We start from the raw sequence: 21,806 nt of genomic DNA, 5'->3' as shown, positions 1-21,806 counted from the left end.
GCGCGTGCTCCCGGCCGGGCATGGGATTATCTTAAGTGTCTGAATTATTTGACGAAGTGGACGAGGAAGTACGTCGCGAACAGCTCAAAAAGCTGTGGGACAAATATTCGCTCTACTTCATCGCCCTGATGGTGCTGATCGTGGCGGCCGTGGGCGGCTGGCGCGGCTACCAGTACCTGGAGGCCAAGAAGGCCGCCGAGGCCGGCGCCACGTTCGAAAAGGCCGTCGAACTGTCGGAGCAGGGCAAGCACGCCGAGGCCGAGACGGCCTTTGCCGATCTCGCTGCCAAGGCCCCGTTTGGCTACCGCACCCTGGCCCGCCTCCGCGCCGCGGCGGAGACATCGGCCCGCGATCCCAAGGCTGCGGCAAAGATGTATGACGACATCGTCGCCGACCGCAGCGTCGGCAGCGAGTGGCAGGATCTGGCGAAGATCCGCGCGGCGAGCCTGCTGGTGGACAGCGCAAGCTACGCTGATATCCAGCAGCGGCTGGAAACGTCCGCCGAGCCCAAGTCGACCTTCCGCCACAGCGCCCGCGAATTGCTGGCGCTGTCGGCCTGGCGCAACAACGACATGACCGCAGCCCGCAAATGGGTCGACGCGATCGCGGAGGACGGCGAAACGCCGCCTAGCCTGCGCTCGCGCGCCGAGGCGCTCCAGGCCCTGCTGCCGCCCGTCGCCAAAAGCTGAACTGAGAGCAGCTGAGCTGACGGTCCTGAGAGCTTAGACGAGATATCGATATGCGCCGCACGCCACGTTTGATTGCAGTCGCCGTCCTGATCGCCTTCACGGGCCTCCTGGGCGGCTGCTCCAGCGGCGGATTCGATCCGAGCGACCTGATGGACTTCCTCGATACGAAGAAGAAGCTGCCGGGCGAGCGCAAGCCTGTTTTCCCCGAGGGCGTGCCTGGCCTCGAGCAGGGCGTGCCGAAGGAGATGTACAAGGGAGCGCAGCAGCAGGACCCGAATGCGCCGGCCGTCGCGGCGCTGCCGGCTGAGCCGGCGCCCGCCGAGCCACCGAAATCCGCGAAGTCCGCCAAGGGCAAGAAGACCAGGCAGTCCGCCCCCAGCGCTGCTGCGCCGGCCGGCGAGGTCGACGGCGAGGTCCAGCCCGATGCTGCGCCGGCGCCCGCTGCTCCGGCACCCAAGCACAAGATCGTCCGCAAGCGCACCACCGCGCCGCCGCCGGACCAGCAATCCGCTCAGCAGCCGGCGCCACCGGCGCAGCAGACCACCCAGCAACAGCAGACGCAGGGAGCGTTCCCGGCTCCGCTGCCCAGCGGCGCTTTCTCGCGCTGATATTTTTTTCCCTGAATTGACAGGCGCAGCCTCCGCGGCGCACGAATGATCGATGTCCTTTACAATCGCCATCATCGGCCGGCCCAACGTCGGCAAATCGACGCTGTTCAACCGCCTGGTCGGACAGAAGCTCGCGCTCGTCGATGATCTGCCCGGCGTCACCCGCGACCGCCGCGAGGGTGAGGCCAGGCTCGGCGATCTCGAATTCACCATCATCGACACCGCCGGTCTCGACGAGGGCGCCAAGGGCTCGCTGACGGCGCGCATGCAGGAGCAGACCGAGACCGCAATCGCGCAGGCCGATGCGCTGTTCTTCGTGATCGATGCCCGCATCGGTCTCACGCCCACTGACCGCGCCTTCGCCGATTTCGCCCGCAAGGCCAACAAGCCGGTGCTGCTAGTCGCCAACAAAAGCGAAGGCAGGCATGGCGATGCCGGTGCGATGGAAGCCTTCGCGCTTGGCCTCGGCGATCCCATCCAGATTTCCGCCGAGCATGGTGAAGGCATGGGCGAGCTCTACGACGCGCTCGCCAAGCTGATGCCGGAGCCTGCCAGCGAGGATGAGGCCGAGGAGGACGAGCCGATCTCGGAGGAAGAGGCTGCGACGCGCCCGATCCGGGTGGCCATCGTCGGCCGCCCCAATGCCGGCAAGTCGACGCTGATCAATCACCTGCTCGGCGAGGAGCGTCTGTTGACGAGCCCGGAGGCCGGCACCACCCGCGATTCCATCGCAGTCGAGATCAACTGGAAGGGCCGCGAGTTCAGGGTGTTCGACACCGCAGGCCTTCGCCGGCGCTCGCGCATCGAGGAGAAGCTGGAGAAGCTCTCGGTCGCCGATGCACTGCGTGCGGTGCGCTTTGCCGAAGTCGTCGTGATGATGATGGATTCGCAGAATCGCTTCGAGGAGCAGGATCTGCGCATCGCCGACCTGATCGAGCGCGAGGGCCGCGCGGTCGTGCTTGCCGTCAACAAATGGGACCTGATGGAGACCAAGGGCGGCGGCGCCATCTCCGGTCTGCGCCGCGATGCCGATCATTGGCTGCCGCAGCTCAAGGGCGTGCCGATCGTGGCCGTCTCCGGCCTGATGGGCGAGGGCATCGACCGCCTGATGCAGGCGATCCAGGATGCATATGCGCTCTGGAACAAACGCGTGCCGACCTCCGCGCTTAATCGCTGGTTCGAGCAGGCGATCCAGGCCAATCCGCCGCCCGCCGTGTCGGGCCGCCGGCTGAAGCTGAACTACATCACCCAGACCAAGGCGCGTCCGCCGAGCTTCGTCCTGTTCTGCTCGCGCGCGGATGTGGTGCCGCAATCTTATCTGCGCTATCTCATCAACTCGATGCGCGAGGCCTTCGACCTGCCGGGCACGCCGGTGCGCATCACCCTGCGCGAGAAGGCCAATCCGTTCGCCCACAAGCGCAAGCGTCCGTCGTGAGTGGCTGGGCAGTTTCCGAAATGAAGTGCCGTAGGGTAGGTTAGCCGCGCGGATGGCGCGAAGCGCAAACCGCGCGGCGTAACCCACCTCTTTCATTTCCGCGGAGACAGAAGAGGTGGGTTAAGCCAGCGGACTGCGCTTTGCGCAGCCGCCTGCTAACCCACCGTGCGAACTTATTTCTTTACCAGCGGGCAGTCGCTGGCTTCGAGCGGTTTGGCCGCATCCTCAGGCGCAATGGTGGCGATCAGCTTGTAATAATCCCACGGTCCTTTCGATTCCTCCGGCTTCTTCACCTCGAACAGATAGGCCGGGATCAGGCGACGGCCGTCGGCGCGCAGCGGGCCCTTGCCGAACAGCGGATCGTCCGTGGGCAGCTCCTTCATCTTGGCGACGACCTTGGCGCCGTCATGCGGATTGCCGCCGAGTGCCTCCATCGCCTTCAGGTAATGCAGGATCTCGGCATAGAGACCTGCGACCGTCATCGAGGGCATCGAGCCTTTCGGCGAAACCTTCTGGAAGCGCTTGGACCATTCGCGGGTCTGGTCGTTGAGATCCCAGTAGAAGGATTCGGTGAAGGTCAGGCCCTGGGCGGTCTTCAGGCCGAGCGAATGCACGTCGTTGATGAACAGCAGCAGCGCAGCGAGCTTCTGGCCGCCGGAGACGATGCCGAACTCGGCGGCTTGCTTGATCGCATTGGTGGTATCGCCGCCTGCATTGGCAAGGCCGATGATCTTTGCCTTCGACGACTGGGCCTGGAGCAGGAAGGAGGAGAAGTCCGCCGTGTTCAGCGGGTGCTTGACGCCACCCAGCACCTTGCCGCCCGTGGCCGTCACGACGGAGCCGGTGTCGCGCTCCAGCGCATGGCCGAACGCGTAGTCCGCGGTCAGGAAGAACCAGCTGTCACCGCCCGCCTTGGTCAGCGCCTTGCCGGTGCCGTTGGCGAGCATGTAGGTGTCGTAGGTGAAGGAGATGGTATTGGGCGTGCAGGCCTTGCCGGTGAGGTCTGCGGTCGCCGCACCCGAATTGAGCAGCACCGAGTTCCTTTCCTTGACGAGGTTGTTCACCGCGAGCGCAACGCCCGAGCTCGGCGTGTCGGCGATGGCGTCGACCTTCTCGGCGTCGATCCATTGCCGCGCGATGTTGACGCCGATATCGGGCTTGTTCTGGTGGTCGCCGGAGAGGACCTCGATGGTCCAGCCCTTGGCCTTCAGGCCGGAATCCTCGACTGCCATTTTCACGGCTGCGACCGAGTTCGGGCCGCCGATGTCGGCGTAGAGGCTCGACATGTCGTTGAGCACGCCGATCTTGATGGTCTTGTCCTGGGCGGACGCCGACGTCGCAAAGCCGAGGCCGGCACAGGTCAACAGCGCGGCGTAGCGCCACGCGCGCAAATTCCTCATTGTATTCCCTCCAAATGGTATGCCGGGACAGCCCTCTTTGATGGGGCTTTTGACCGTCGGCGCGATCGGTAATGATCGTGTTGTTCCCGATAGCGTGTCTCGGTGCTTGCGGCAATGCGCGAATCGTAGCGGTCGGGGCGCTCGGTTAACTCGGGCACCCTGGCACTGGCCTAAATTTCATCAATCCGTCGCGCGGCCGCGGGGTGGACCGACCATGCGTCGGTCAGGCCGGCGCGCGGAAGCTCATCAGGCTGCGCGTCTTGTAGTCATAGAACTTGCCGGTCTCGGTCCAATCAGGCGCGCACATCGGAACGATGAATTCGGCGACCTGCTCGGGCGTGTCGAGCGTTGCGGGATCCTCGCCCGGCATCAGGGTGGCGCGCATGCGGGTGCGGATCGGGCCGGGGTTGAACAGATTGACCCGGATTGCGGTGTTCGCGGTCTCCTGCGCCCAGGCGCGCGCCAGCGTCTCCAGGGCGGCCTTGGAGGCGGCGTAGGGGCTGACATAGGCGGTCGCCTTGTTGGCGGCGCCCGAGGTGATGAACACGGCGCGCCCCGCATTGGACTGCTTCAGCAGCGGCTCCATGCAGCGGATCAGCTGGAAGTTCGCGGAGACGTTGACGGCCATGACGTCGTTGAAGGTCTTCAGCTCGATATGCCCGATCGGCGAGGAGGGGCCGAGCACGCCGGCATTGCCGACCAGGACGTCGAGCTTGCCGTAGCGCTCGTGCAGTCCCGCGCCGAGCCGCGCGATGCCGTCGGAATCGGTCAGGTTGAGCGGCACCAGCGTGGCGCTGCCGCCGATTTTGCGGATCTCGTCATCGAGCTCCTCGAGCCCGCCTTGCGTGCGCGCAGTGGCCACGATATGCGCGCCGGCCTTGGCCAGCGCGAGCGCCGTGGCAAAACCGATGCCGCGCGAGGCGCCGGTGACGAGAGCGATGCGGTCGGCGAGGGGTTTGGTCATGGCGGCGGTATTGCAGAGGTGGGCGGTCGGCACAAGCCCGCGGCGCTGTCATTCCGGGGCGATGCGAAGCATCGAACCCGGATCCAGAGGTTGCCAAACAATGTCGAGATCCTCAGGTGCGCAATTGCGCACCATAGTTCGCGCTATCGCGCGCCCCGGGATGACGGCTTCGCCGTCAGCTCGCCTCCGCCAGCAGCGACAGCTGCCGCGGTTGCGGCTCGGTCTGGGTCTGGTCGGTGAGGTGGGTCGGATAGACGCCGGTGAAGCAGTGATCGGCGAACTTCGGATTGGCGGGGTCGCGGCCCGGCTCGCCCATGGCGCGGTACATGCCGTCGATCGACAGGAAGGCGAGCGAGTCCGCGCCGATCAGCTCGCGCATCTCCTCCAGCGAATGCGTCGCGGCCAGGAGGCCGCCGCGGTCGGGCAGGTCGATGCCGTAATAATCAGGGTAGAGGATCGGGGGCGAGGCGAGGCGGAAGTGCACTTCCTTGGCGCCGGCATCGCGCATCATGCGCACGATCTTCTTCGACGTGGTGCCGCGCACCAGGGAGTCGTCGATCAGGATGATGCGCTTGCCTTCGATCGCGGCGCGGTTGGCCGAGTGCTTCATGCGCACGCCGGATTCGCGGATCGCCTGCGTCGGCTGGATGAAGGTGCGGCCGACATAGTGGTTGCGGATGATGCCGAGCTCGAACGGCACGCCCGAATGCTGGCTGTAGCCGACCGCCGCGGGCACGCCGGAATCCGGCACCGGGACCACGACGTCGACAGGCACATGGCTCTCGCGCGCGAGCTGGGCGCCAAAGGCCTTGCGCACCTCGTAGACCGAGCGGCCGTGGACGACGGAGTCGGGACGCGAGAAGTAGATGTATTCGAAGATGCAGGGACGCGGCGCCATCGGCGGGAACGGCTTGTGGATGTCCTGGCCGTTCTCGTCGAACACGATGACTTCGCCGGGCTCGATGTCGCGCACGAAGCGCGCGCCGATGATGTCGAGCGCGCAGGTCTCGGACGTCAGGATCGGGCAGCCGTCGAGCTCGCCCAGCACCAGCGGGCGGATGCCACGCGGATCGCGCGCGCCGACCAGCTTCTTGTTGGTGAGCGAGACCAGCGCATAGGCGCCTTCGATCTCGCGCAGCGCATCGATATAGCGCTCGATGAAGCGGGCGCGCCTGGAGCGCGCCACCAGATGCAGGATCACCTCGGTGTCGGAGGTCGACTGCATCATGGCGCCGCTTCTGACGAGTTCGCGGCGCAGCGTCAGGCCGTTGGAGAGATTGCCGTTGTGAGCGACCGCGAGCCCGCCCGCATTGAGTTCGGCGAACAGCGGCTGCACGTTGCGCAGGATGGTGGCGCCGGTAGTGGCGTAGCGGACGTGGCCGACCGCCACGGTGCCGGGGAGGCGGTCGATCACCTCGCGGCGGGAGAAGGTGTCGCCGACGAGACCGAGGCGCCGTTCACTGTGGAAACGGCTGCCGTCGTAGGAGACGATGCCGGCTGCTTCCTGGCCGCGGTGCTGGAGGGCGTGGAGGCCGAGCGCCGTGATGGCGGCGGCTTCAGGATGTCCGTAGATGCCGAAGACGCCGCATTCCTCGCGAACCGTGTCTCCGTCCAGGTCGTCCTGAAGCTCTAGCGCGGCCGAGCCGGGATCGCGTTCAGTGTGGGCGTCCTGGTCAGGGTGTCGCATCTCGTCCGCGCCTCTCTGTTAAGGGCAATCAACGCGCCGCAGGTTTCTCGATCAGCTTTTTCAGGCTGTCACGAGCCGGTTTGCTGTAGCCGTCGCCACTGCCCGAAGGCTGCTGCTCGGTATCAGCTTGATCATCATCTGGTTTGTTTTTCTTGAATCTCTTCAAGATGGTGTTCTCGGGGTCGTCAGGCAAGAGGGCCATCAGCCAATCCCCGGTTCCCTGGAGCACCACGCGGGACTTGGCCCCTGAGACCCAGTCCGGGCGCTGCTTGTCCGGCACCAGCCAGGTGAAGAACAGGAAGGCGACCACGACGATCAAAAGCCCGCGAGCCAGGCCAAACAGGAACCCCAGGGTGCGATCCAGCGCGCCGATGCGCGAATCCAGGATCATGTCGGAGATCCGGACCGTGATGACGGAGACCACGACCAAGGTACCGACAAACACGCCGGCGACCACCACCACGCTCGCGACGGTGTCGTTGTTGAAATAGGTCTTGGCGGTCGGCAGCAGCTTGGAAAACGAGTACAGCGTCACGATCGCCGCGGTGCCCCAGGCCGCGATCGAGAGGATTTCGCGCATGAAGCCGCGGACCATGGCGAGCAGGCCCGAGATCAGCATCACGCCGAGCAGGATCAGGTCGAGGAGTGTAACTGGCATCGGCTGGTCTGGTCCGCTCGTACGCTCTAAAGGGTGCTCAGCGAATCGGTGTTTGGCCGCCGCCCCAAACTGAAGGCCAGACGACGTTCCCGGCAAGGCCGCAACCACGCAATCCCATGCTGCTTTTGTGACGGCTGTATAGCGGCGGGGGCGCTTGGCGTCACCTCCAGCTAGCCGTCTCCGCGGCGGAATCTTGCCGGTGTGGCATTTTTCTCCGCAGGCGGGGCCGAGTCGCCGCGGCGGGAGCCCTTGGCGGCGATCTCTGCAACCAGGGTTGTGAGGCTGTTGACCGCGTTCAGGGTCAATCCGGCGTCACCGCTCGCTTCGCCCCCGCGGGCCGATTCGGGCAGCACCGCGCGCTTGAAGCCGAGCTTGGCCGCTTCCTTGAGCCTGGCAGGGGTCTGCGCCACCGGGCGGATCACGCCGGAGAGCGAAATCTCGCCGAAATAAACGGCATCGGTGGGTAGCTGCGCATTAACCAGCGACGACACCAGCGCCGCCGCGGCGGCCATATCGGCTGCCGGCTCGTGAATGCGCAGGCCGCCCGCGACGTTCAGATAGACGTCGTGGCCGGACAGCTTGACCCCGCAATGGGCCTCCAGCACCGCCAGCACCATCGAGAGCCGGCTCTGGTCCCAGCCGACCACGGCACGGCGTGGGGTACCGAGCGAGGTCGGCGCGACCAGTGCCTGCAATTCGACCAGGACGGGCCGCGTGCCCTCGATGCCCGCAAAGACTGCGGTGCCGGGCGTGCCGAGATCGCGCTCGGACAGGAACAGCTCGGAGGGGTTGGTGACCTCGCGCAGGCCAAGGCCCGTCATCTCGAACACGCCGATCTCGTCGGTCGGGCCGAAGCGGTTCTTGACGGCGCGCAGGATGCGGAATTGCTGCGAACCTTCGCCCTCGAACGACATCACGGCATCGACCATGTGCTCGACCACGCGGGGGCCGGCGATCTGGCCGTCCTTGGTGACATGGCCGACCAGGATGATGGCAGCGCCCGTTTTCTTGGCAAAGCGAATGAGCGCCTGCGCCGACGCGCGCACCTGCGTGACCGTGCCGGGGGCGGATTCCACCGTGTCGGTCCACATGGTCTGGATCGAGTCGATCACGATCAGCCGCGGCACCGTGCCTTCGGACAATGTCGAGACGATATCTTCCACCGAGGTCTCGGCCGCAAGCTGCACCGGCGCATCCGACAGACCGAGCCGCTCGGCGCGCAGCCGCACCTGGGCGATGGCTTCCTCGCCGGAGATGTAGACGATGCGGTGGCCGGCGCGCGCCATCATGCTGGTCGCCTGCGTCAGCAGCGTCGATTTGCCGATGCCGGGATCGCCGCCGACCAGCAGCACCGAGCCGCGGACGAAGCCGCCGCCGGTGACGCGGTCGAGTTCTGTCATGCCCGACGACATGCGCGGCGCGTCCGGGCTTTTGCCGGCCAGGCTCTCCAGCGCAAAGGTCCGGCCCTTGCGCTTGGAACGGATCGAGACCGGCACGCTGCCGCTGGTATCTTCCTCGGCCAGCGTATTCCACTCGCCGCAGGACTCGCACTTGCCCTGCCAGCGGTTATAGGCCGCGCCGCAGTTCTGGCAGACGAAGGAAAGCGTGTTCTTGGCCATGGGTATGGTGAGTCGGAGGTTACCAATGCGCTGATAGCACGGAACGGTGGGTAGCGCGGGCGTCCGTGAGCGCTTCCAATAGAGCATGATCCGGAAAAGTGTGAAGCGGTTTTCCCTCGCGACATCAGCGGAAACGCGTTTGCGCGGAGCTCATGCTCAAACAAAGAGCTAAAGCGTGATGACGATTCAACCCAATCCCATCGCGCTTGAGCCGAATTCCGCGCAGCCGATACACCCTTTGTTAGCTCTACACCGACGCGTCACGCCGGACTTTGCCAAATGTTAGCGGACGCGGGTCCAGCGTCGGAACCAAGACGGGGTGGCGGAACGAATGACGATAATCTTGCGTATATGGCTCGCTATGAGCATCGCCTGCGGTGTTCTTGCGCCCGGCGGCTACGCTGTTGCGGCCGATGCCACACCGCTCAACATCGTCTTCGTAAGCCCCGGCAAGATCGGCGAGATCTATTGGGACATGGTCGCGCAGACCATGCAGGCCGCCGGCCGCAAGCTTAACGCCAAGGTCGAGGTGCTGACCAGCGAGCGCAATTACCGCACCATGCAGGAGCTCGGCCTCGGCGTGGTCGCGCGCGCCGATAAGCCCGACTTCCTCATTCTCTCGAACGAAGAGTCTGCCGCCGTTCCGATCCTGGAGGCCGCCGAAGCCGCGGGCATCAAGACGCTGTTGCTGTCGAACTCGTTGATCGGCGAGGATGCGAAACGTCTTGGACCGCCGCGCCAGATTCTCAAGAATTGGCTCGGCGATATCACGACCGATCTGACGACCGCGGGCGCGCGGATGGCCAACGCACTGATCGGCGCGGCCCGCAACGAAAAATGGCAGAGCCCCGACGGCAAGATCCATCTGCTCGCGATCGGCGGCGACGAAATCACGCCGGCGTCGATCGCCCGCAATGCTGGCCTGCAGCTCGCGGTCGCGGCCGCGCCCGACGTGGTGCTGGATCGGATGCTGTTCGCCAACTGGACGCAGTCGGAGGCGGAGCAGGCCGCTGCGAATTATCTCGGCTGGGCGCAGCGCAAGGGCATTCGTCCAGCAGGGATCTGGGCAGGCAACGACCCGATGGCGCTGGGCGCGCTTAAGGCGGTCGCGGCCGCCGGCATTACGCCGGGCGAACAAATTCAGGTGGTCGGCCTCAACTGGTCGGAGGACGCGCTGCGCCAAATCAAGGCTGGCCGCCTGCTGCTGACCGATGGCGGCCACTTCCTGCTTGGCGGCTGGTCGATCGTGCTGCTGCGCGACTTTGCCGACGGTTGCGATTTCGCGGCCAATTCGCCGCATGTCGAGGTCAAGACGTCGGCGATCACGCGCGACAATCTCACCTCCGTCGCGACGCTGATCGCCACGCGCGCCTTCGACCAGATTGACTTTGCGCAGTTCAGGGCCAAGGCAGGACGTTGCGGCCAATACGATTTCTCCGTGGAGGCTCTGATCTCCTCGATATCGCCGCCAGCGGCGCCGGTGAATGATGCGGGACGCTGACCGGATGAACGGTTCGAACAAGCCCGCACCATCGCGCTCGGTCGTTCGCGCGATGATCTGGGCGACCGTGCCCGTGCTGCTGCTGGTGCAGCTGCTCGCTTCGGCCGGCGTCGAGGTCTCGAGCTTCTGGGTGCAGATCAGGCAACTCGATGCCCGCATTGCCCGCGTCGCCGAGAGCCGCGCCGAGCTGATCGCCGAGCCGCTGTGGAAGATGCGCTACGACCAGGTCACGGGCGTGCTCAACGAGATCATGCACGACGAGACCATCGCCGCTGCCGCGGTCTACGATGACACCGGCGTCGTGGTCGCCCGTGTGGTGGCGCGGCCCGTGGTACAGGCGCTCACGGAAGTCTCGCGGCCGATCAACTACAGCAACGGCAACATGGCCGTTCAGGCCGGTCGCATCGCGATCGCCTATTCCTACGCGAGCCTCTATATGGGCGCCGGCAGCAGGCTGGGGCTGCTTCTCGTCGTCGGACTGCTCGGAACGCTTGCGACCGTGATCGCGATGCGGATCTCCGCCAACATCTTCATCGGCAAGCCTCTGGCTGCGATGATGTCGGCGATCCAGCGCAGCAAGCAGGACGGCCGCGCTTATCCGGCCGACGTCAAATCATCCAACGAATTCGGCCAGCTCGCGATTGCCTTCAACGCGATGCAGCACACGACATCCAGCGCGCTCGACCGGCTCGGCCATATGGCCGATCACGATCCGCTCACGGGGCTGCCCAACCGTCGCTCGCTATCCGAGCGTCTGGCGACCTTGAGCAGGGATGCCGGCTCGCCGGACGCGCTGATCGCTTTCAGCTTCATCGATCTCGACGACTTCAAGGGCATCAACGACACCTTTGGTCACGATGCCGGCGACAAGTTCCTGATCCATATCTCCGAGCGGCTTCGTGGCACGGTCGAGCTGGAGGATTGGGTGGCGCGGCTCGGCGGCGACGAGTTCGTGGTCATTCGCCCTGAAGTCAGCAACGAGGCGGCCGCACAGGCTTTCGCGCGGCAATTGCTGGAGGCGATCTCCGCGCCGATCATGCTGCATGACAAGCAGGTCGTGCCGCGCGCCAGCATCGGCTTGGCCGTGCGCCATGCCGGCGATCCCGAATTGTCGCACTTGCCGGCGCTCGCCGACATCGCGCTCTACCACGCCAAGAGCAAGGCGCCCGGCACTGTCGCGGTGCTGGATGAAGCGCTTCAACACGATTATCGCCGCCGCAGGGAGCTGGAGCTTGCCATTCCCTCCGGCTTCTCCGAGGGACAGTTCGAGGTCTGGTATCAGAGCCAGGTCGACCTCGAGACCCAGGACGTCATCGGCCTGGAGGCGCTCATTCGCTGGCGTCACCGGGAGCACGGCGTGATCAACCCCGGTGAATTCCTGCCGCTGATCGAGCGCAGCGGCAACAATGCCCGTCTGACGCGCTACGTGCTGACCGACGCCTGCCGTGCGCTGCAACGCCTTGCGGCTGCCGGCACGCCGCAGATACGGATCGCGATCAATTTGCCGCCGTCCGAGCTTGCCGACCATTCGCTCGCCGCCTGCTTGCGCGAGACTTGCGAGCGGTTCGGTGTCACGCCCTCGTCGCTCGAGCTCGAGATCACCGAGGGGTCGCTGATCAACAACATTGCCAGCGCATCCGACACGTTGCGCCGGCTGCGGCGCCTCGGCGCCACCATCGCACTCGACGATTTCGGCACGGGCTACAGCTCGCTTGCGCATCTCAGGCGCTTTCCGCTCGACAAGGTCAAGATCGACAAGGCGTTCATCCACGGAATCCCTGCAAGCGCCGAGGACAAGGCCATCGTCGGCGTCATCGCCTCGCTCGCGGGCACGCTGGGGCTCACCTTGGTTGCGGAAGGCATCGAGCGGGCCGAGCAGGTGCAGGCCATGCGCGAGATGGGCGTGAGGCTCGGCCAGGGCTTCCTGTTCCACAAGCCGCAGCCGCTCGATGCGGTGCTGCGCCAGCTTGCAGAACGCGGCGTCGAAGGTCGCGTGCTGGTCGACAGCCCGCCGATCGCGCCCGAGTTCGCGGTTTGAGCGCTACGGCCGCGTCGCATTCCAGAGCATCGAAAGCCCGGCTGCGATCATGATCGCATCCATCACCAGGCGAAACATTTCCGGCTTGAGGTGCAGCACGAAGCGCTTGGCGACGAAGGCGCCTGCCATCAGCGAGGAACCTGCGATCAGGCCCTTGATGAAGACCTCCTGCGTCAACGCGCCGAAGCGCTCGAACGTGACCGATTTGGCGAAATAGAGCCCGAGCGAGGCGGCGGCTTCGGTCGCGAGAAATGCGCCTTTGGAGAGACCGTAGAACAGGAACAGGGGCACGCTGAGCGGACCGGTCGAGACCACGATGCCTGTGAGATAGCCGATGATCGCGCCGCCGACGCAGAGGTGCCAGAGATTGGCCTTGAGGTCGTGCCGTGCCAGCCAGTGCCGCACCGGAACCATCGCGATCAGGAAGATGCCGATGGCGAGGTCGACGGCGTGCGAGGGCAGGGCGAGCAGCGTCCGCGCGCCCAGCATCGCGGCCGGAATGCCCGTGACCGAATAGGCCATGCAGGCCCGCCAATCGACCTCGCGCCACCACGCCAGAATCCGCGAAAAGTTCGCCATCACGGAAGCAACCGCCATGATCGGCACGGCCTCCTTCGGCCCGTAGGCATAGACCAGCACCGGCATCAGCATGATCGACGAGCCCGTGCCGACGATGCCGGAAATGGTGCCTGCGATCAGGCCGACACAGAGGACAAAGAGGAAGGCCACGGGGCGGGCTCCGGGAACCGGGACATCGACGGATTCCCGATCGGGGCACGCTGCTCGCAGCGCACGGGAGTTCGTCCATGATGGCATTCTGCCAGTGTTTTGCCCGACAAGTCAAACGTAATTTCGGAATAACAGTAGGGCTTGGATTCAGCCGAGCCGCCTACTGTGCATGGGGTTGTTTTCATGACTTTGTTGGGTGGCGCGCAGCACGCATATCTGCCTGCATGCGCATCCCCTTGAGGCCGGCTGGGAAAGCTGATTTGATTCCGGGCCGATAGTAAAGGGAGGAGTCGATGATGCGCCTTTTTGCGCAAGTGATGGTCGCAATGTGTCTGGCCGTTGCGGCCGGCTTCAATGCGCAAGCGCAGACCAAGCCGAAGGTCACGACGATCGGGCCGAACTTTCCCAAGGCCACGCTGTTCGTCGGCAACAGCTTTTTCTATTACAACAACGGTATGCCGGGGCGCCTCTCCCTCATGGAGCGGGCCATCGATACCGACAAGATGGCCTATCGCAACACCATGGTCACGATCGGCGGCTCCGGCCTCGATTGGCACGACATGGACAATCTGCTGCGGCCGGGAGGCCTCGGCGCCTATTCCTTCGACGACGACAACAATGTCGTCTTCAACAAGCCTGGCAAGCAGTACGACACGGTCGTGATGATGGATTGCAGCCAGTGCCCGATCCATCCGCAGCTGAAGGACGCCTTCACCACCTTCGTCAAGAAGGACAGCGAGATCGTCCGCGCCCATGGCATGCGGCCCGTGCTGTTCATGTCCTGGGCCTATCTCGACAAGCCCGAGATGACGGACGGGCTGGCCGAGGCCTATACCATCGCCGGCAATGCCAATGATGCGCTGGTCATTCCTGCGGGCCTCGCTTTCGCGCGCGTGCGCAAGCTGCAGCCGGAGCTCAACCTCTATGCGCCGGACCGGCGGCATCCGAGCCCGGCCGGCACCTATCTCGCCGCCTGCGTCACGCTCGCCGCGCTGACGGGACGTTCGCCGGTTGGGAATTCCTACACGATGGGGATCGATCCGGAGACTGTGCAGCTGCTGCAGACGGCGGCGTGGGACACGGTGCAGGAGTATTACGGGCGGTGACTTAGTAGGGTGGGTTAGCGTAGCGTAATCCACCGCTGTTCGCGTCACCTCGCTTATTTCAGCACCACCCACGCCGGCGCGTGATCGCTCGCACCTTCTTCGCCGCGAACCTTCTTGTCGACGCCGGCCTTGGCCAGGCGTGGGACGAGGGCAGGGCTCAGCAGCAGATGATCGAGCCGCAGGCCCGCATCGCGCGGCCAGCGGTTCCGCTTGTAGTCCCAGAAGCTGTAGATGCGCTCCTCCCCATACAGCTCGCGGATTGCATCGCACCAGCCCTGTTCGACCAGCGAGGCGAAGGCCGCGCGGCTCTCCGGCTGGACCAGCGCATCCTTGTCCCATGAGCGCGTCGGATAGATGTCGATCTCGGTGGGCGCGACATTGTAGTCGCCGGCGAGCACCACGGGCAGATCCTGCTTGAGGAAGGTCTTGGCGTGGCGCCTCAGCCGCGCGAACCAGTCGAGCTTGTAGTCGAATTTCGGGCCGGGCTGCGGATTGCCGTTCGGCAGGTAGATGCTGGTGACGATGATGCCGCGCACGGCAGCCTCGATGTAGCGCGCCTCGTGATCATCAGGCCGTCCCGGCAGGCGGTCGCGCGTCAGCACGGGCTCGGTGTTGCGGGCGAGGATCGCGACGCCGTTCCAGGTCTTTTGTCCACGCCAAACTGCGCCGTAGCCGGCTTTTTCGATCGCTTCCGCCGGAAATTCGCCATCACTTGCCTTCAATTCCTGAAGCGCGACGACATCGGGCTTTGCCGCGCGCATCCATGCGAGCAGATTGGGCAGGCGGCGATTGATGTTGTTGATGTTGAATGTCGCAATCTTCATGTAGAGCTACCGGCTCCTGAATTCCGTCACCGGAGATACAATGTCCAAGTTGAGCTTTGCCGCCATCGCATTCGTCGTCGCACTCTCCGGCGCCACTTCGGCACAATCGGCCGATACGCGCGGCGCATGCAAGGCGGACTACGACAAATTCTGCGCCGGCATCGCGCCCGGCGGCGGCATCGTGGCCTGCCTCAATGGCAAGCGCGATCAGCTCAGCACGACTTGCAAGGCCGCACTGGACAGCAGGAAGAAGAAGTAAGCGGCTGACGCCTCAGCTCGGCAGTGGCGGCGGGCTTGCCGGCTGCTCAAGCGGCGGTGGGGAGGGCGGCTGCTCGGCCGCCTTCGCGGGCTCCGGCTTCACCAGCGGCTCGACCACATTGCCGCCCTTGTAGACGCGGGCGTAGCGGCGTCCGAGGCTGGTCAGCACCTCATAGCCGATCGTGCCGAAATGATGGGCGAGCTCGTCGACGGTGATGCCCTCTCCGATCAGCGTCACCATATGGCCGCGGCGCGCTGCGTTCGGCGGCAGATCGGTGATGTCGATCGCGATCAGGTCCATCGAGATGCGCCCCGCGACCGGGCAGCGCTTGCCGGCGACGATCACCTCCGCGCCGCGCGTGCCGTCATTGGAGCTGGCGGCGCGGAAATAGCCGTCGGCATAGCCCACCGCGATGATCGCGAGTTTCGTCGGCCGCCGTGCCGACCAGGTGCCGCCATAGCCGACGGTCTCACCGCGCTCGATCGAGCGGGTCTGCACGATGCGCGCCTTGAGGTCGACGACCGGCTGCATCGGATTGTCGGCCTCCGGTGTCGGATTGACGCCGTAGAGCGCGGCGCCCGGCCGCACCAGGTCGAACTGGAACGGCGCGCCGAGGAAGATGCCGGAGGAATTGGCGAGCGCCGCCGGCACGCCGGAGAATTCGCTGGCGATGGCGCGGAAGGCCGCGAGCTGTTTTGCGTTGATCGTATTGTTGAGCTGCTCGGCCGACACCAGATGGCTCATCACCAGCGTGATGCCGTGATCGCCGGCATTGATGCGGGGGATGATGGCCTGCGCCTCCGACAGCGTCAGCCCGAGCCGGTTCATGCCGGTGTCGATATGGATGGCGGCGCCGCCGGACCAGCCGGTGCGGCGGCAGAACACGTCCCATTCGGCGAGCTCGTTGAGGTCGCCGATGACGGGACGGCAGTTGATCTTGGCGTAGTGCTCGCCGGTGTTCTGGAAATAGCCGCCGAGCACGTAGATGGTGGCGTCGGGCACCGCTGCGCGCGCCGTGCGGGCCTCCTCGATGGTGGCGACGAAGAAGGTCTTGCAGCCGGCCTTGTTGAGCGCCTGCGCCACCTGCGCGGTGCCGCAGCCATAGGCGTCGGCCTTGATCACCGCGGAGCACTCGGCCGGTACCGCCGTCTTCTCGAGCTTGCGCCAGTTGGCGATGATGGCGTCGAGGTCGATGGTGAGCACGCCGCCATAGGCAGCGAGCGCGGCAGCCTGATTGGCCTCCGCGGAGAGAAGGCCGGATTGCGGGATCATGTTCGGGTCGGACACCATTGTCATGGCGTCGTTTTACGCGAAGAGGCAGATACTGTTCAAGGAACTCTGCCGGTTCAAGGAACTCAGTAGTCGTCGCCGCCGCGAGCCGGCACCTGACTGTCCGGTGCAAGATCGCCGAACCTCGTGACCGAAGCTTCGAACGCCAAATCGACGGTGCCGGTCGGGCCGTGGCGCTGCTTGCCGATGATGACCTCGGCTTTTCCGTGCGCAAGGCTCATGTCGAGCTGCCACTTCTCGTGTTCCGGCGTGCCCGGGCGGGGCTCCTTCATCGCGAGGTAATATTCCTCGCGGTACACGAACAGGACGACGTCGGCGTCCTGCTCGATCGATCCGGATTCACGCAAGTCCGAGAGCTGCGGCCGTTTGTCGTCGCGGGATTCGACCTGGCGTGAGAGCTGGGACAGCGCGATGACGGGAACATTGAGTTCCTTGGCGAGCGCCTTCAGGCTGGTCGTGATCTCCGTGATTTCCTGCACGCGGCTGTCGCTGGCGCGCTTGCTCGAGCCTGACAGCAGCTGGATGTAGTCGATCACGAGCAGGTCGAGGCCCTTCTGCCGCTTCAGCCGGCGCGCGCGCGCCATCAGCTGCGCGATCGACAGGCCACCGGTCGCGTCGACATAGAACGGCAGCGATTGCAGCTCGATCGAGACCTCCCGGATCTTCTCGAAATCGGCTTCCGAGATGCCGCCGCGGCGGATATGGGAGGAGGGAACGCCGGTGCGCTCGGCCACGATACGCGTGGCGAGCTGGTCGGCCGACATTTCGCAGGAGAAGAATCCGATGACGCCGCCATTGGCGGCCTTGGTGGTGCCGTCGGCCTGGAGCTCCGGAACGTAGGCCTTGGCGACGTTGTAGGCGATGTTGGTCGCCAGCGAGGTCTTGCCCATGCCGGGACGGCCCGCGACGATGATGAGGTCGGACTGCTGCAATCCGCCCATCTTGGTGTCGAGGTCGCGCATGCCCGTCGAGATGCCGGACAGCTTTCCGTCGCGCTGGAACGCCTTGGCCGCGAGGTCGACCGCGACCGCGAGCGCCTGCGAGAATTTCTGGAAGCCGCCGTCGTAGCGGCCGGACTCGGCAAGCTCGTAGAGCTTTCGCTCGGCGTCCTCGATCTGGGCTCGCGGCTGGAAGTCGACCGGGGCGTCATAGGCGACATTGACCATGTCCTCGCCGATGCCGATCAGGTCGCGGCGCAAGGAAAGGTCGTAGACCGTGCGCCCATAATCCTGGGCGTTGATGATCGTGGTCGCTTCGGCCGCAAGCCGCGCCAGATATTGGCCGATGGTCATGCCGCCGACGTCGGTGTCCGCGGGCAGGAACGTCTTCAGCGTGACGGGCGTGGCGATCTTACCCATCCGAATCAGGCTGCCGGCGGTCTCGAAAATGGTCTGGTGCAACGGCTCGAAGAAATGCTTCGCCTCCAGGAAGTCGGAGACCCGGTAGAAGGCGTCGTTGTTGACCAGGATCGCGCCCAGAAGGCTCTGTTCCGCCTCGATATTGTGCGGCGCGCTCCGATAGGCTGGCGTTCCGGGCTCGGGCGCAAGTTTGAGGACGTTCGAATCAGTCAGGGCCATGGTCGAGCGATAGCAAGTTTCTGCGGCGGATGCGGGGCCGGGATAAAGCGCCGCTCCAGGCCAAAGCGGAAGCTAAAACTTCGTCACTATCAACTGATCTTAAAAGCGGTGGATGATTGGCGGCCTCTTCATTCGCCGCGCTTGACGGATTTTCACGGAACTCAAGGCCGGACCGGAAGCGGCCGCCACCACGCCACGGAAAAATCCGGATAGGGTGAACCTAATGAATTGAGGTGCAGACCTATTTGAAAGCGCGCGAAGCGGTGCGCGGGCGCTTTCCGGCGCGGGATCAGACCAGCAGGAGATAAACCAGCGCCACCAGGGCCGCGCCGACGCCGGTCGCGATCAGGGCGTAGTCGGTGCGGAGATCGTGCTGGACGTCGAATGAGGTTTGGGTCTGCTTTCTCATGGTGACGGTCTAGGCCAGCTCCGACCTCGGGAATGTGAAGCAGATCACATCTCTCCGGATTCTTTCGGGGGTAGGCAGGGAACAGGCGGGTGGGCCGGGGATTATCCCGAACCCCTCACGGGAAACGAGGCAAGCGATGCCGCCAGAACGGCAGCACCAGGATTGGCGAAGCGAGACAGGCAGCCGGCTGTGGCTGACCGGGCTGATCGCCGCCATGCAGCACGCCGAGCGGCCGGAGATCCGGCGCCAGCCGGTCGCACCCGAGATCATCGTCGAGCTGAGGGCGCAATTGGCGTTGGCAGCCTCTTACCGCGCCTCCCAGATCTCGACCCTGCGTCACTAGAACCTATTCACCAGCGAGCCTCAACTTCGGCTTGGCGCCGCCCTCGAGGGCGCGCAGCCGGGCTTCCTCGTGGGCGATATAGTCGCGGGTCATCGGCACCACGCCCTGGTGCTTGGTCAGCTGGATCTGGAAGTTCATCATGCCCTGCTTGCGAAAGGTCATCTCGCTGGCTGCGAGATAAAATTCCCACATCAGCGCGAAGCGCTCGTCGTATAGCTGCACGGCTTCCTCGCGCCGCGCCATGAAGCGCTCCCGCCAGGCCTTCAGCGTCTCGGCGTAGTGCAGCCGCAGGATCTCGATGTCGCAGACCAATAGCCCGGCGTTCTCGATCGCGGGCAGCACCTCCGAGAGTGAGGGGATGTAGCCGCCGGGGAAGATGTATTTGGCAATCCAGGGATTGGTCGAATCCGGTCCCTGCGAGCGGCCGATCGAATGCAGCAACATGACGCCGTCATCGCTGAGCAGCTCGGCGCAGCGCTGGAAATAAGTGTCGTAGAACCTCGCCCCGACATGCTCGAACATGCCGACCGACACGATGCGGTCGAATGGTCCCGGGACGTCGCGATAGTCCTGAAGCAGGAAGCGCGCCTGATGCGTCAGACCCTTCTCGGCGGCGCGCGTATTGGCAATCTGCAACTGCTCCGTCGACAGCGTCACGCCCGTCACCTCGGCGCCTGCGATCTCGGCCAGATAGAGGCCGAGCCCGCCCCAGCCCGATCCGATGTCGAGCACGCGCTGGCCGGGCTTGACCAGCAGCTTTGCGCTGACATGCCGCTTCTTGGCGAGCTGCGCGTCGTCGAGCGTGGCGTCCGGTGTCTCGAAATAGGCGCAGCTATATTGCTTGTCGGCGTCGAGGAAGAGCGAATAAAGCCGCGCGTCGAGATCGTAATGATGCGCGACATTGCGGCGCGAGCGCGCCCGCGCATTGAACTGTCTGATATGTCGGACGAGATAGCGCAGGTGCCACCAGGGTTTTGCCCAGTGAGGCAACAGTTCGGGTTGATCGAGCAGGATGGCGAGGACATCGGCGATGTTGCCGCGCTCGACGAGGAATTCCCCGTTCATATAGGCCTCGCCAAGCCCGAGTTCGGGATTGATGAGGATCTTTCGCTCTGCGTCTGATGTCACGAAGCGCACGGCAATCGGATCGCCCGTGCCGTCGCCGACCGTGAATTTCGATCCATTTGCCGTGGTCACCGTCAGCGACCCCCGGCGAATGAATTGCGACAGGAAGCTACGCAACAAGCGGTCCATCCACACCTTCCTCTCGAGCGGACAAGAGATGCGACTAACCCGGCCTTTCAATTCTGACGCTCAGGTCCCGCTCGGGTTCCTATGCGTTTGCATCTAAATCTGGGGAGGGCGTTTGGGTCCCGCCATTGCGTCATGTTCACGGCAGATATTCCTAAGGCGCTTAACCCCAACCTTGCGCCGCAGCCTGCTTCCATTCGCAGCGCAATCGGCTAAAAGGTGACCGCCGCCGCGCCGGGGGCCGGCCGTATCTGTCGGATTTCAATGGAGATGATGGGAATGTCGAGCCGAGCGCTCAGCCTCGCCACGGTGCTGTTTCTGATTGGCTTCGGCGCCTCCGATGCCGTTCTGGCGCAGGCGACGAACCTCGAGGCCGGCAAGGCCCCATCCCAGATCTTCGCGCAGACTTGCAATGCCTGCCACAAGAGCCCGCGGGGGCTGTTGAAGACGGTGGCGCCGGGCTCGCTGCCGGGCTTCCTGCGTCAACACTACACCACCAGCCCCGACATGGCCGGCGTGCTGGCCTCCTACCTCGTCTCCAACGGTGCCACCGACGCCCGCTATCAATCCAAGGACGGCGGCAAGGACAGGAAGGACGCCTCGAAGGAGAAGGACGCCAACACGCCCCCTGGACAGTCGCCTGAGCATCAGGGCCGACGGCAGCGTCAGGAAGCCGCCAAGCCGGAAGGCGAGGGCGCTTCTACCCCGGCGCCTGAGGGCCGCCAGAAGCGCGCGGCGCGGCCGAGCGAGGAAGGTGCCAAGGAAGGCACCAAGGAAGGCGCGAAGCCCGAGGCCGCCGCCGAACAACCGCGGGAGGGCCGCAAGGGCAAGCGCATGAGCAAGCGCGCCAAGCCGGAGACGGAAGACGCCGCCGCGCCGAAGGTCGATGCCAAGACCGAACCCAAAACTGAACCGAAGACCGAGCCAAAGAGCGAGAGCGCCAAGGTCGATACCGAGTCCAAGCCCGACAGCGGCAAGCCCGCCGAGAAGCCGGCAGAGACCAGGCCTGAGAGCGCCAAGGTCGAGCCGAGCGCCAGCGAGACGCCGGCGTTGCGTCCCGATCCGGTGCCGCAGGTGACGCCGGCTCCGCCGGCGGCCGCCAAGCCGGCCGAACCGGCTGCGCCCAAGCCCGCGGAAGCGGCCGCCTCCAAACCGGCCGAACCCGCCCCCAGCGCCGAGCCGGCGGCCAAGCCGGTCGAGCCGGCGCCGGTGGCGCCTGCCGCGGCTCCATCGCCAGCACCGGCCGAGTCGTCCGGCCCGCCGACGCCGCCGATCTCGCGCTAAGCAGGACCGCAACGGCACCCATCTCGATTGCGATGCGCGGCGACAACCTCACTGTAAGAACAAAAAGCCCGGCCGCCTGAGGCGACCGGGCTTTTCATGGTGTTCGTCATTCCGGGGCTCGCGAAGCGAGAACCC

At 65.1% G+C, this 21,806-nt stretch carries 19 protein-coding genes; 9 read left to right on the top strand and 10 right to left on the bottom strand.

Translation table 11 applies throughout. The features are described from left to right. Window positions 1-35 precede the first annotated feature (35 nt). From ACNJX9_RS23935 to der, 3 genes are read left to right on the top strand one after another with little or no spacing between them, the layout of a single operon-like run. Window positions 36-689 carry a tetratricopeptide repeat protein gene (locus tag ACNJX9_RS23935; protein WP_057758023.1) on the top strand — a complete coding sequence of 218 codons (654 nt, stop codon included), beginning with the start codon at window positions 36-38 and terminating at the stop codon, window positions 687-689. A 50-nt stretch (window positions 690-739) separates the two neighbouring features. After that, complete coding sequence (locus tag ACNJX9_RS23930; RefSeq protein ID WP_057758021.1) at window positions 740-1,297, top strand: hypothetical protein; 558 nt, start codon at window positions 740-742, stop codon at window positions 1,295-1,297. A gap of 52 nt (window positions 1,298-1,349) precedes the next feature. Next, window positions 1,350-2,732, top strand: a complete 1,383-nt coding sequence (der, locus tag ACNJX9_RS23925; protein ID WP_439404477.1) for a ribosome biogenesis GTPase Der — start codon at window positions 1,350-1,352, stop codon at window positions 2,730-2,732. 173 nt (window positions 2,733-2,905) lie between these two features. Here der and ACNJX9_RS23920 read toward each other — a convergent pair whose 3' ends face one another. The 5 genes from ACNJX9_RS23920 to radA all read right to left on the bottom strand — a co-directional run bounded on the left by ACNJX9_RS23920 (window position 2,906) and on the right by radA (window position 9,060). Next, window positions 2,906-4,132, bottom strand: a complete 1,227-nt coding sequence (locus ACNJX9_RS23920; RefSeq protein ID WP_057758017.1) for an ABC transporter substrate-binding protein — start codon at window positions 4,130-4,132, stop codon at window positions 2,906-2,908. A gap of 223 nt (window positions 4,133-4,355) precedes the next feature. Then, a complete protein-coding gene (locus ACNJX9_RS23915) occupies window positions 4,356-5,096 on the bottom strand; it encodes an SDR family NAD(P)-dependent oxidoreductase (RefSeq protein WP_057759022.1) in 741 nt (246 codons plus the stop codon). Window positions 5,097-5,271: 175 nt separating this feature from the next. Further along, entirely contained in the window at window positions 5,272-6,783 is a 1,512-nt protein-coding gene (purF, locus tag ACNJX9_RS23910; protein ID WP_057758015.1) for an amidophosphoribosyltransferase, read from the bottom strand. A 28-nt stretch (window positions 6,784-6,811) separates the two neighbouring features. Beyond that, window positions 6,812-7,441, bottom strand: a complete 630-nt coding sequence (locus tag ACNJX9_RS23905) for a CvpA family protein (protein WP_057758013.1) — start codon at window positions 7,439-7,441, stop codon at window positions 6,812-6,814. Window positions 7,442-7,611: 170 nt separating this feature from the next. Further along, entirely contained in the window at window positions 7,612-9,060 is a 1,449-nt protein-coding gene (gene radA / locus ACNJX9_RS23900) for a DNA repair protein RadA (RefSeq protein ID WP_057758010.1), read from the bottom strand. A 331-nt stretch (window positions 9,061-9,391) separates the two neighbouring features. Between radA and ACNJX9_RS23895 the strand changes: the two genes are divergently transcribed. After that, entirely contained in the window at window positions 9,392-10,561 is a 1,170-nt protein-coding gene (locus tag ACNJX9_RS23895; RefSeq protein WP_439404476.1) for an ABC transporter substrate-binding protein, read from the top strand. Between the two features lie 4 nt (window positions 10,562-10,565). After that, the gene (locus tag ACNJX9_RS23890) at window positions 10,566-12,599 is read left to right on the top strand and encodes a putative bifunctional diguanylate cyclase/phosphodiesterase (RefSeq protein WP_439404474.1); all 2,034 of its coding nucleotides are present in this window, start codon (window positions 10,566-10,568) and stop codon (window positions 12,597-12,599) included. A gap of 3 nt (window positions 12,600-12,602) precedes the next feature. Here the strand turns inward: ACNJX9_RS23890 and ACNJX9_RS23885 are convergent, their stop codons facing one another. Continuing rightward, entirely contained in the window at window positions 12,603-13,328 is a 726-nt protein-coding gene (locus tag ACNJX9_RS23885; RefSeq protein WP_057758007.1) for a sulfite exporter TauE/SafE family protein, read from the bottom strand. A 293-nt stretch (window positions 13,329-13,621) separates the two neighbouring features. On the opposite strand from ACNJX9_RS23885, the gene ACNJX9_RS23880 reads away from it, so the two are divergent. Beyond that, window positions 13,622-14,434: a DUF4886 domain-containing protein gene (locus tag ACNJX9_RS23880; RefSeq protein ID WP_439404472.1), complete on the top strand. Its 813-nt coding sequence runs from the start codon at window positions 13,622-13,624 to the stop codon at window positions 14,432-14,434. A gap of 53 nt (window positions 14,435-14,487) precedes the next feature. Here ACNJX9_RS23880 and ACNJX9_RS23875 read toward each other — a convergent pair whose 3' ends face one another. Next, entirely contained in the window at window positions 14,488-15,258 is a 771-nt protein-coding gene (locus tag ACNJX9_RS23875) for an exodeoxyribonuclease III (protein ID WP_439404470.1), read from the bottom strand. Window positions 15,259-15,298: 40 nt separating this feature from the next. Here ACNJX9_RS23875 and ACNJX9_RS23870 point away from each other — a divergent pair, with 40 nt between their 5' ends. Next, window positions 15,299-15,517 carry a cysteine rich repeat-containing protein gene (locus ACNJX9_RS23870; protein ID WP_057758000.1) on the top strand — a complete coding sequence of 73 codons (219 nt, stop codon included), beginning with the start codon at window positions 15,299-15,301 and terminating at the stop codon, window positions 15,515-15,517. A gap of 12 nt (window positions 15,518-15,529) precedes the next feature. On the opposite strand, the gene alr is transcribed toward ACNJX9_RS23870, so the two are convergent. Together alr and ACNJX9_RS23860 are read right to left on the bottom strand one after the other, a co-directional pair. Beyond that, a complete protein-coding gene (alr, locus tag ACNJX9_RS23865) occupies window positions 15,530-16,807 on the bottom strand; it encodes an alanine racemase (protein WP_439410116.1) in 1,278 nt (425 codons plus the stop codon). A gap of 65 nt (window positions 16,808-16,872) precedes the next feature. Further along, window positions 16,873-18,384, bottom strand: a complete 1,512-nt coding sequence (locus ACNJX9_RS23860) for a replicative DNA helicase (RefSeq protein ID WP_057757996.1) — start codon at window positions 18,382-18,384, stop codon at window positions 16,873-16,875. A 545-nt stretch (window positions 18,385-18,929) separates the two neighbouring features. Between ACNJX9_RS23860 and ACNJX9_RS23855 the strand changes: the two genes are divergently transcribed. Beyond that, a complete protein-coding gene (locus ACNJX9_RS23855; RefSeq protein WP_057757994.1) occupies window positions 18,930-19,136 on the top strand; it encodes a hypothetical protein in 207 nt (68 codons plus the stop codon). A gap of 3 nt (window positions 19,137-19,139) precedes the next feature. On the opposite strand, the gene ACNJX9_RS23850 is transcribed toward ACNJX9_RS23855, so the two are convergent. Continuing rightward, on the bottom strand, window positions 19,140-20,390 hold the full coding sequence (locus tag ACNJX9_RS23850) for a class I SAM-dependent methyltransferase (protein WP_439404468.1): 1,251 nt from the start codon (window positions 20,388-20,390) through the stop codon (window positions 19,140-19,142). A 276-nt stretch (window positions 20,391-20,666) separates the two neighbouring features. Here ACNJX9_RS23850 and ACNJX9_RS23845 point away from each other — a divergent pair, with 276 nt between their 5' ends. Next, window positions 20,667-21,671: a hypothetical protein gene (locus ACNJX9_RS23845; protein ID WP_439404467.1), complete on the top strand. Its 1,005-nt coding sequence runs from the start codon at window positions 20,667-20,669 to the stop codon at window positions 21,669-21,671. The last annotated feature ends 135 nt before the right edge of the window (window positions 21,672-21,806 follow it).

Source organism: Bradyrhizobium sp. BLXBL-03, from assembly GCF_051853015.1.
Taxonomy (GTDB): Bacteria; Pseudomonadota; Alphaproteobacteria; order Rhizobiales; family Xanthobacteraceae; genus Bradyrhizobium; species Bradyrhizobium manausense.
Note: the sequence above shows the minus strand (reverse complement) of the source record. Positions and strands in the feature narration are given on the sequence as shown.

What these genes read in the sequence shown, in the direction of transcription:
- ACNJX9_RS23930 (WP_057758021.1), top strand. Translation starts at nt 740, where the DNA reads ATGCGCCGCACGCCACGTTTGATTGCAGTCGCCGTCCTGATCGCCTTC.
- der (WP_439404477.1), top strand. Translation starts at nt 1,350, where the DNA reads ATGTCCTTTACAATCGCCATCATCGGCCGGCCCAACGTCGGCAAATCG.
- ACNJX9_RS23920 (WP_057758017.1), bottom strand. Translation starts at nt 4,132, where the DNA reads ATGAGGAATTTGCGCGCGTGGCGCTACGCCGCGCTGTTGACCTGTGCC.
- ACNJX9_RS23915 (WP_057759022.1), bottom strand. Translation starts at nt 5,096, where the DNA reads ATGACCAAACCCCTCGCCGACCGCATCGCTCTCGTCACCGGCGCCTCG.
- purF (WP_057758015.1), bottom strand. Translation starts at nt 6,783, where the DNA reads ATGCGACACCCTGACCAGGACGCCCACACTGAACGCGATCCCGGCTCG.
- ACNJX9_RS23905 (WP_057758013.1), bottom strand. Translation starts at nt 7,441, where the DNA reads ATGCCAGTTACACTCCTCGACCTGATCCTGCTCGGCGTGATGCTGATC.
- radA (WP_057758010.1), bottom strand. Translation starts at nt 9,060, where the DNA reads ATGGCCAAGAACACGCTTTCCTTCGTCTGCCAGAACTGCGGCGCGGCC.
- ACNJX9_RS23895 (WP_439404476.1), top strand. Translation starts at nt 9,392, where the DNA reads ATGACGATAATCTTGCGTATATGGCTCGCTATGAGCATCGCCTGCGGT.
- ACNJX9_RS23890 (WP_439404474.1), top strand. Translation starts at nt 10,566, where the DNA reads ATGAACGGTTCGAACAAGCCCGCACCATCGCGCTCGGTCGTTCGCGCG.
- ACNJX9_RS23880 (WP_439404472.1), top strand. Translation starts at nt 13,622, where the DNA reads ATGATGCGCCTTTTTGCGCAAGTGATGGTCGCAATGTGTCTGGCCGTT.
- ACNJX9_RS23875 (WP_439404470.1), bottom strand. Translation starts at nt 15,258, where the DNA reads ATGAAGATTGCGACATTCAACATCAACAACATCAATCGCCGCCTGCCC.
- ACNJX9_RS23870 (WP_057758000.1), top strand. Translation starts at nt 15,299, where the DNA reads ATGTCCAAGTTGAGCTTTGCCGCCATCGCATTCGTCGTCGCACTCTCC.
- alr (WP_439410116.1), bottom strand. Translation starts at nt 16,807, where the DNA reads ATGGTGTCCGACCCGAACATGATCCCGCAATCCGGCCTTCTCTCCGCG.
- ACNJX9_RS23860 (WP_057757996.1), bottom strand. Translation starts at nt 18,384, where the DNA reads ATGGCCCTGACTGATTCGAACGTCCTCAAACTTGCGCCCGAGCCCGGA.
- ACNJX9_RS23855 (WP_057757994.1), top strand. Translation starts at nt 18,930, where the DNA reads ATGCCGCCAGAACGGCAGCACCAGGATTGGCGAAGCGAGACAGGCAGC.
- ACNJX9_RS23850 (WP_439404468.1), bottom strand. Translation starts at nt 20,390, where the DNA reads ATGGACCGCTTGTTGCGTAGCTTCCTGTCGCAATTCATTCGCCGGGGG.
- ACNJX9_RS23845 (WP_439404467.1), top strand. Translation starts at nt 20,667, where the DNA reads ATGTCGAGCCGAGCGCTCAGCCTCGCCACGGTGCTGTTTCTGATTGGC.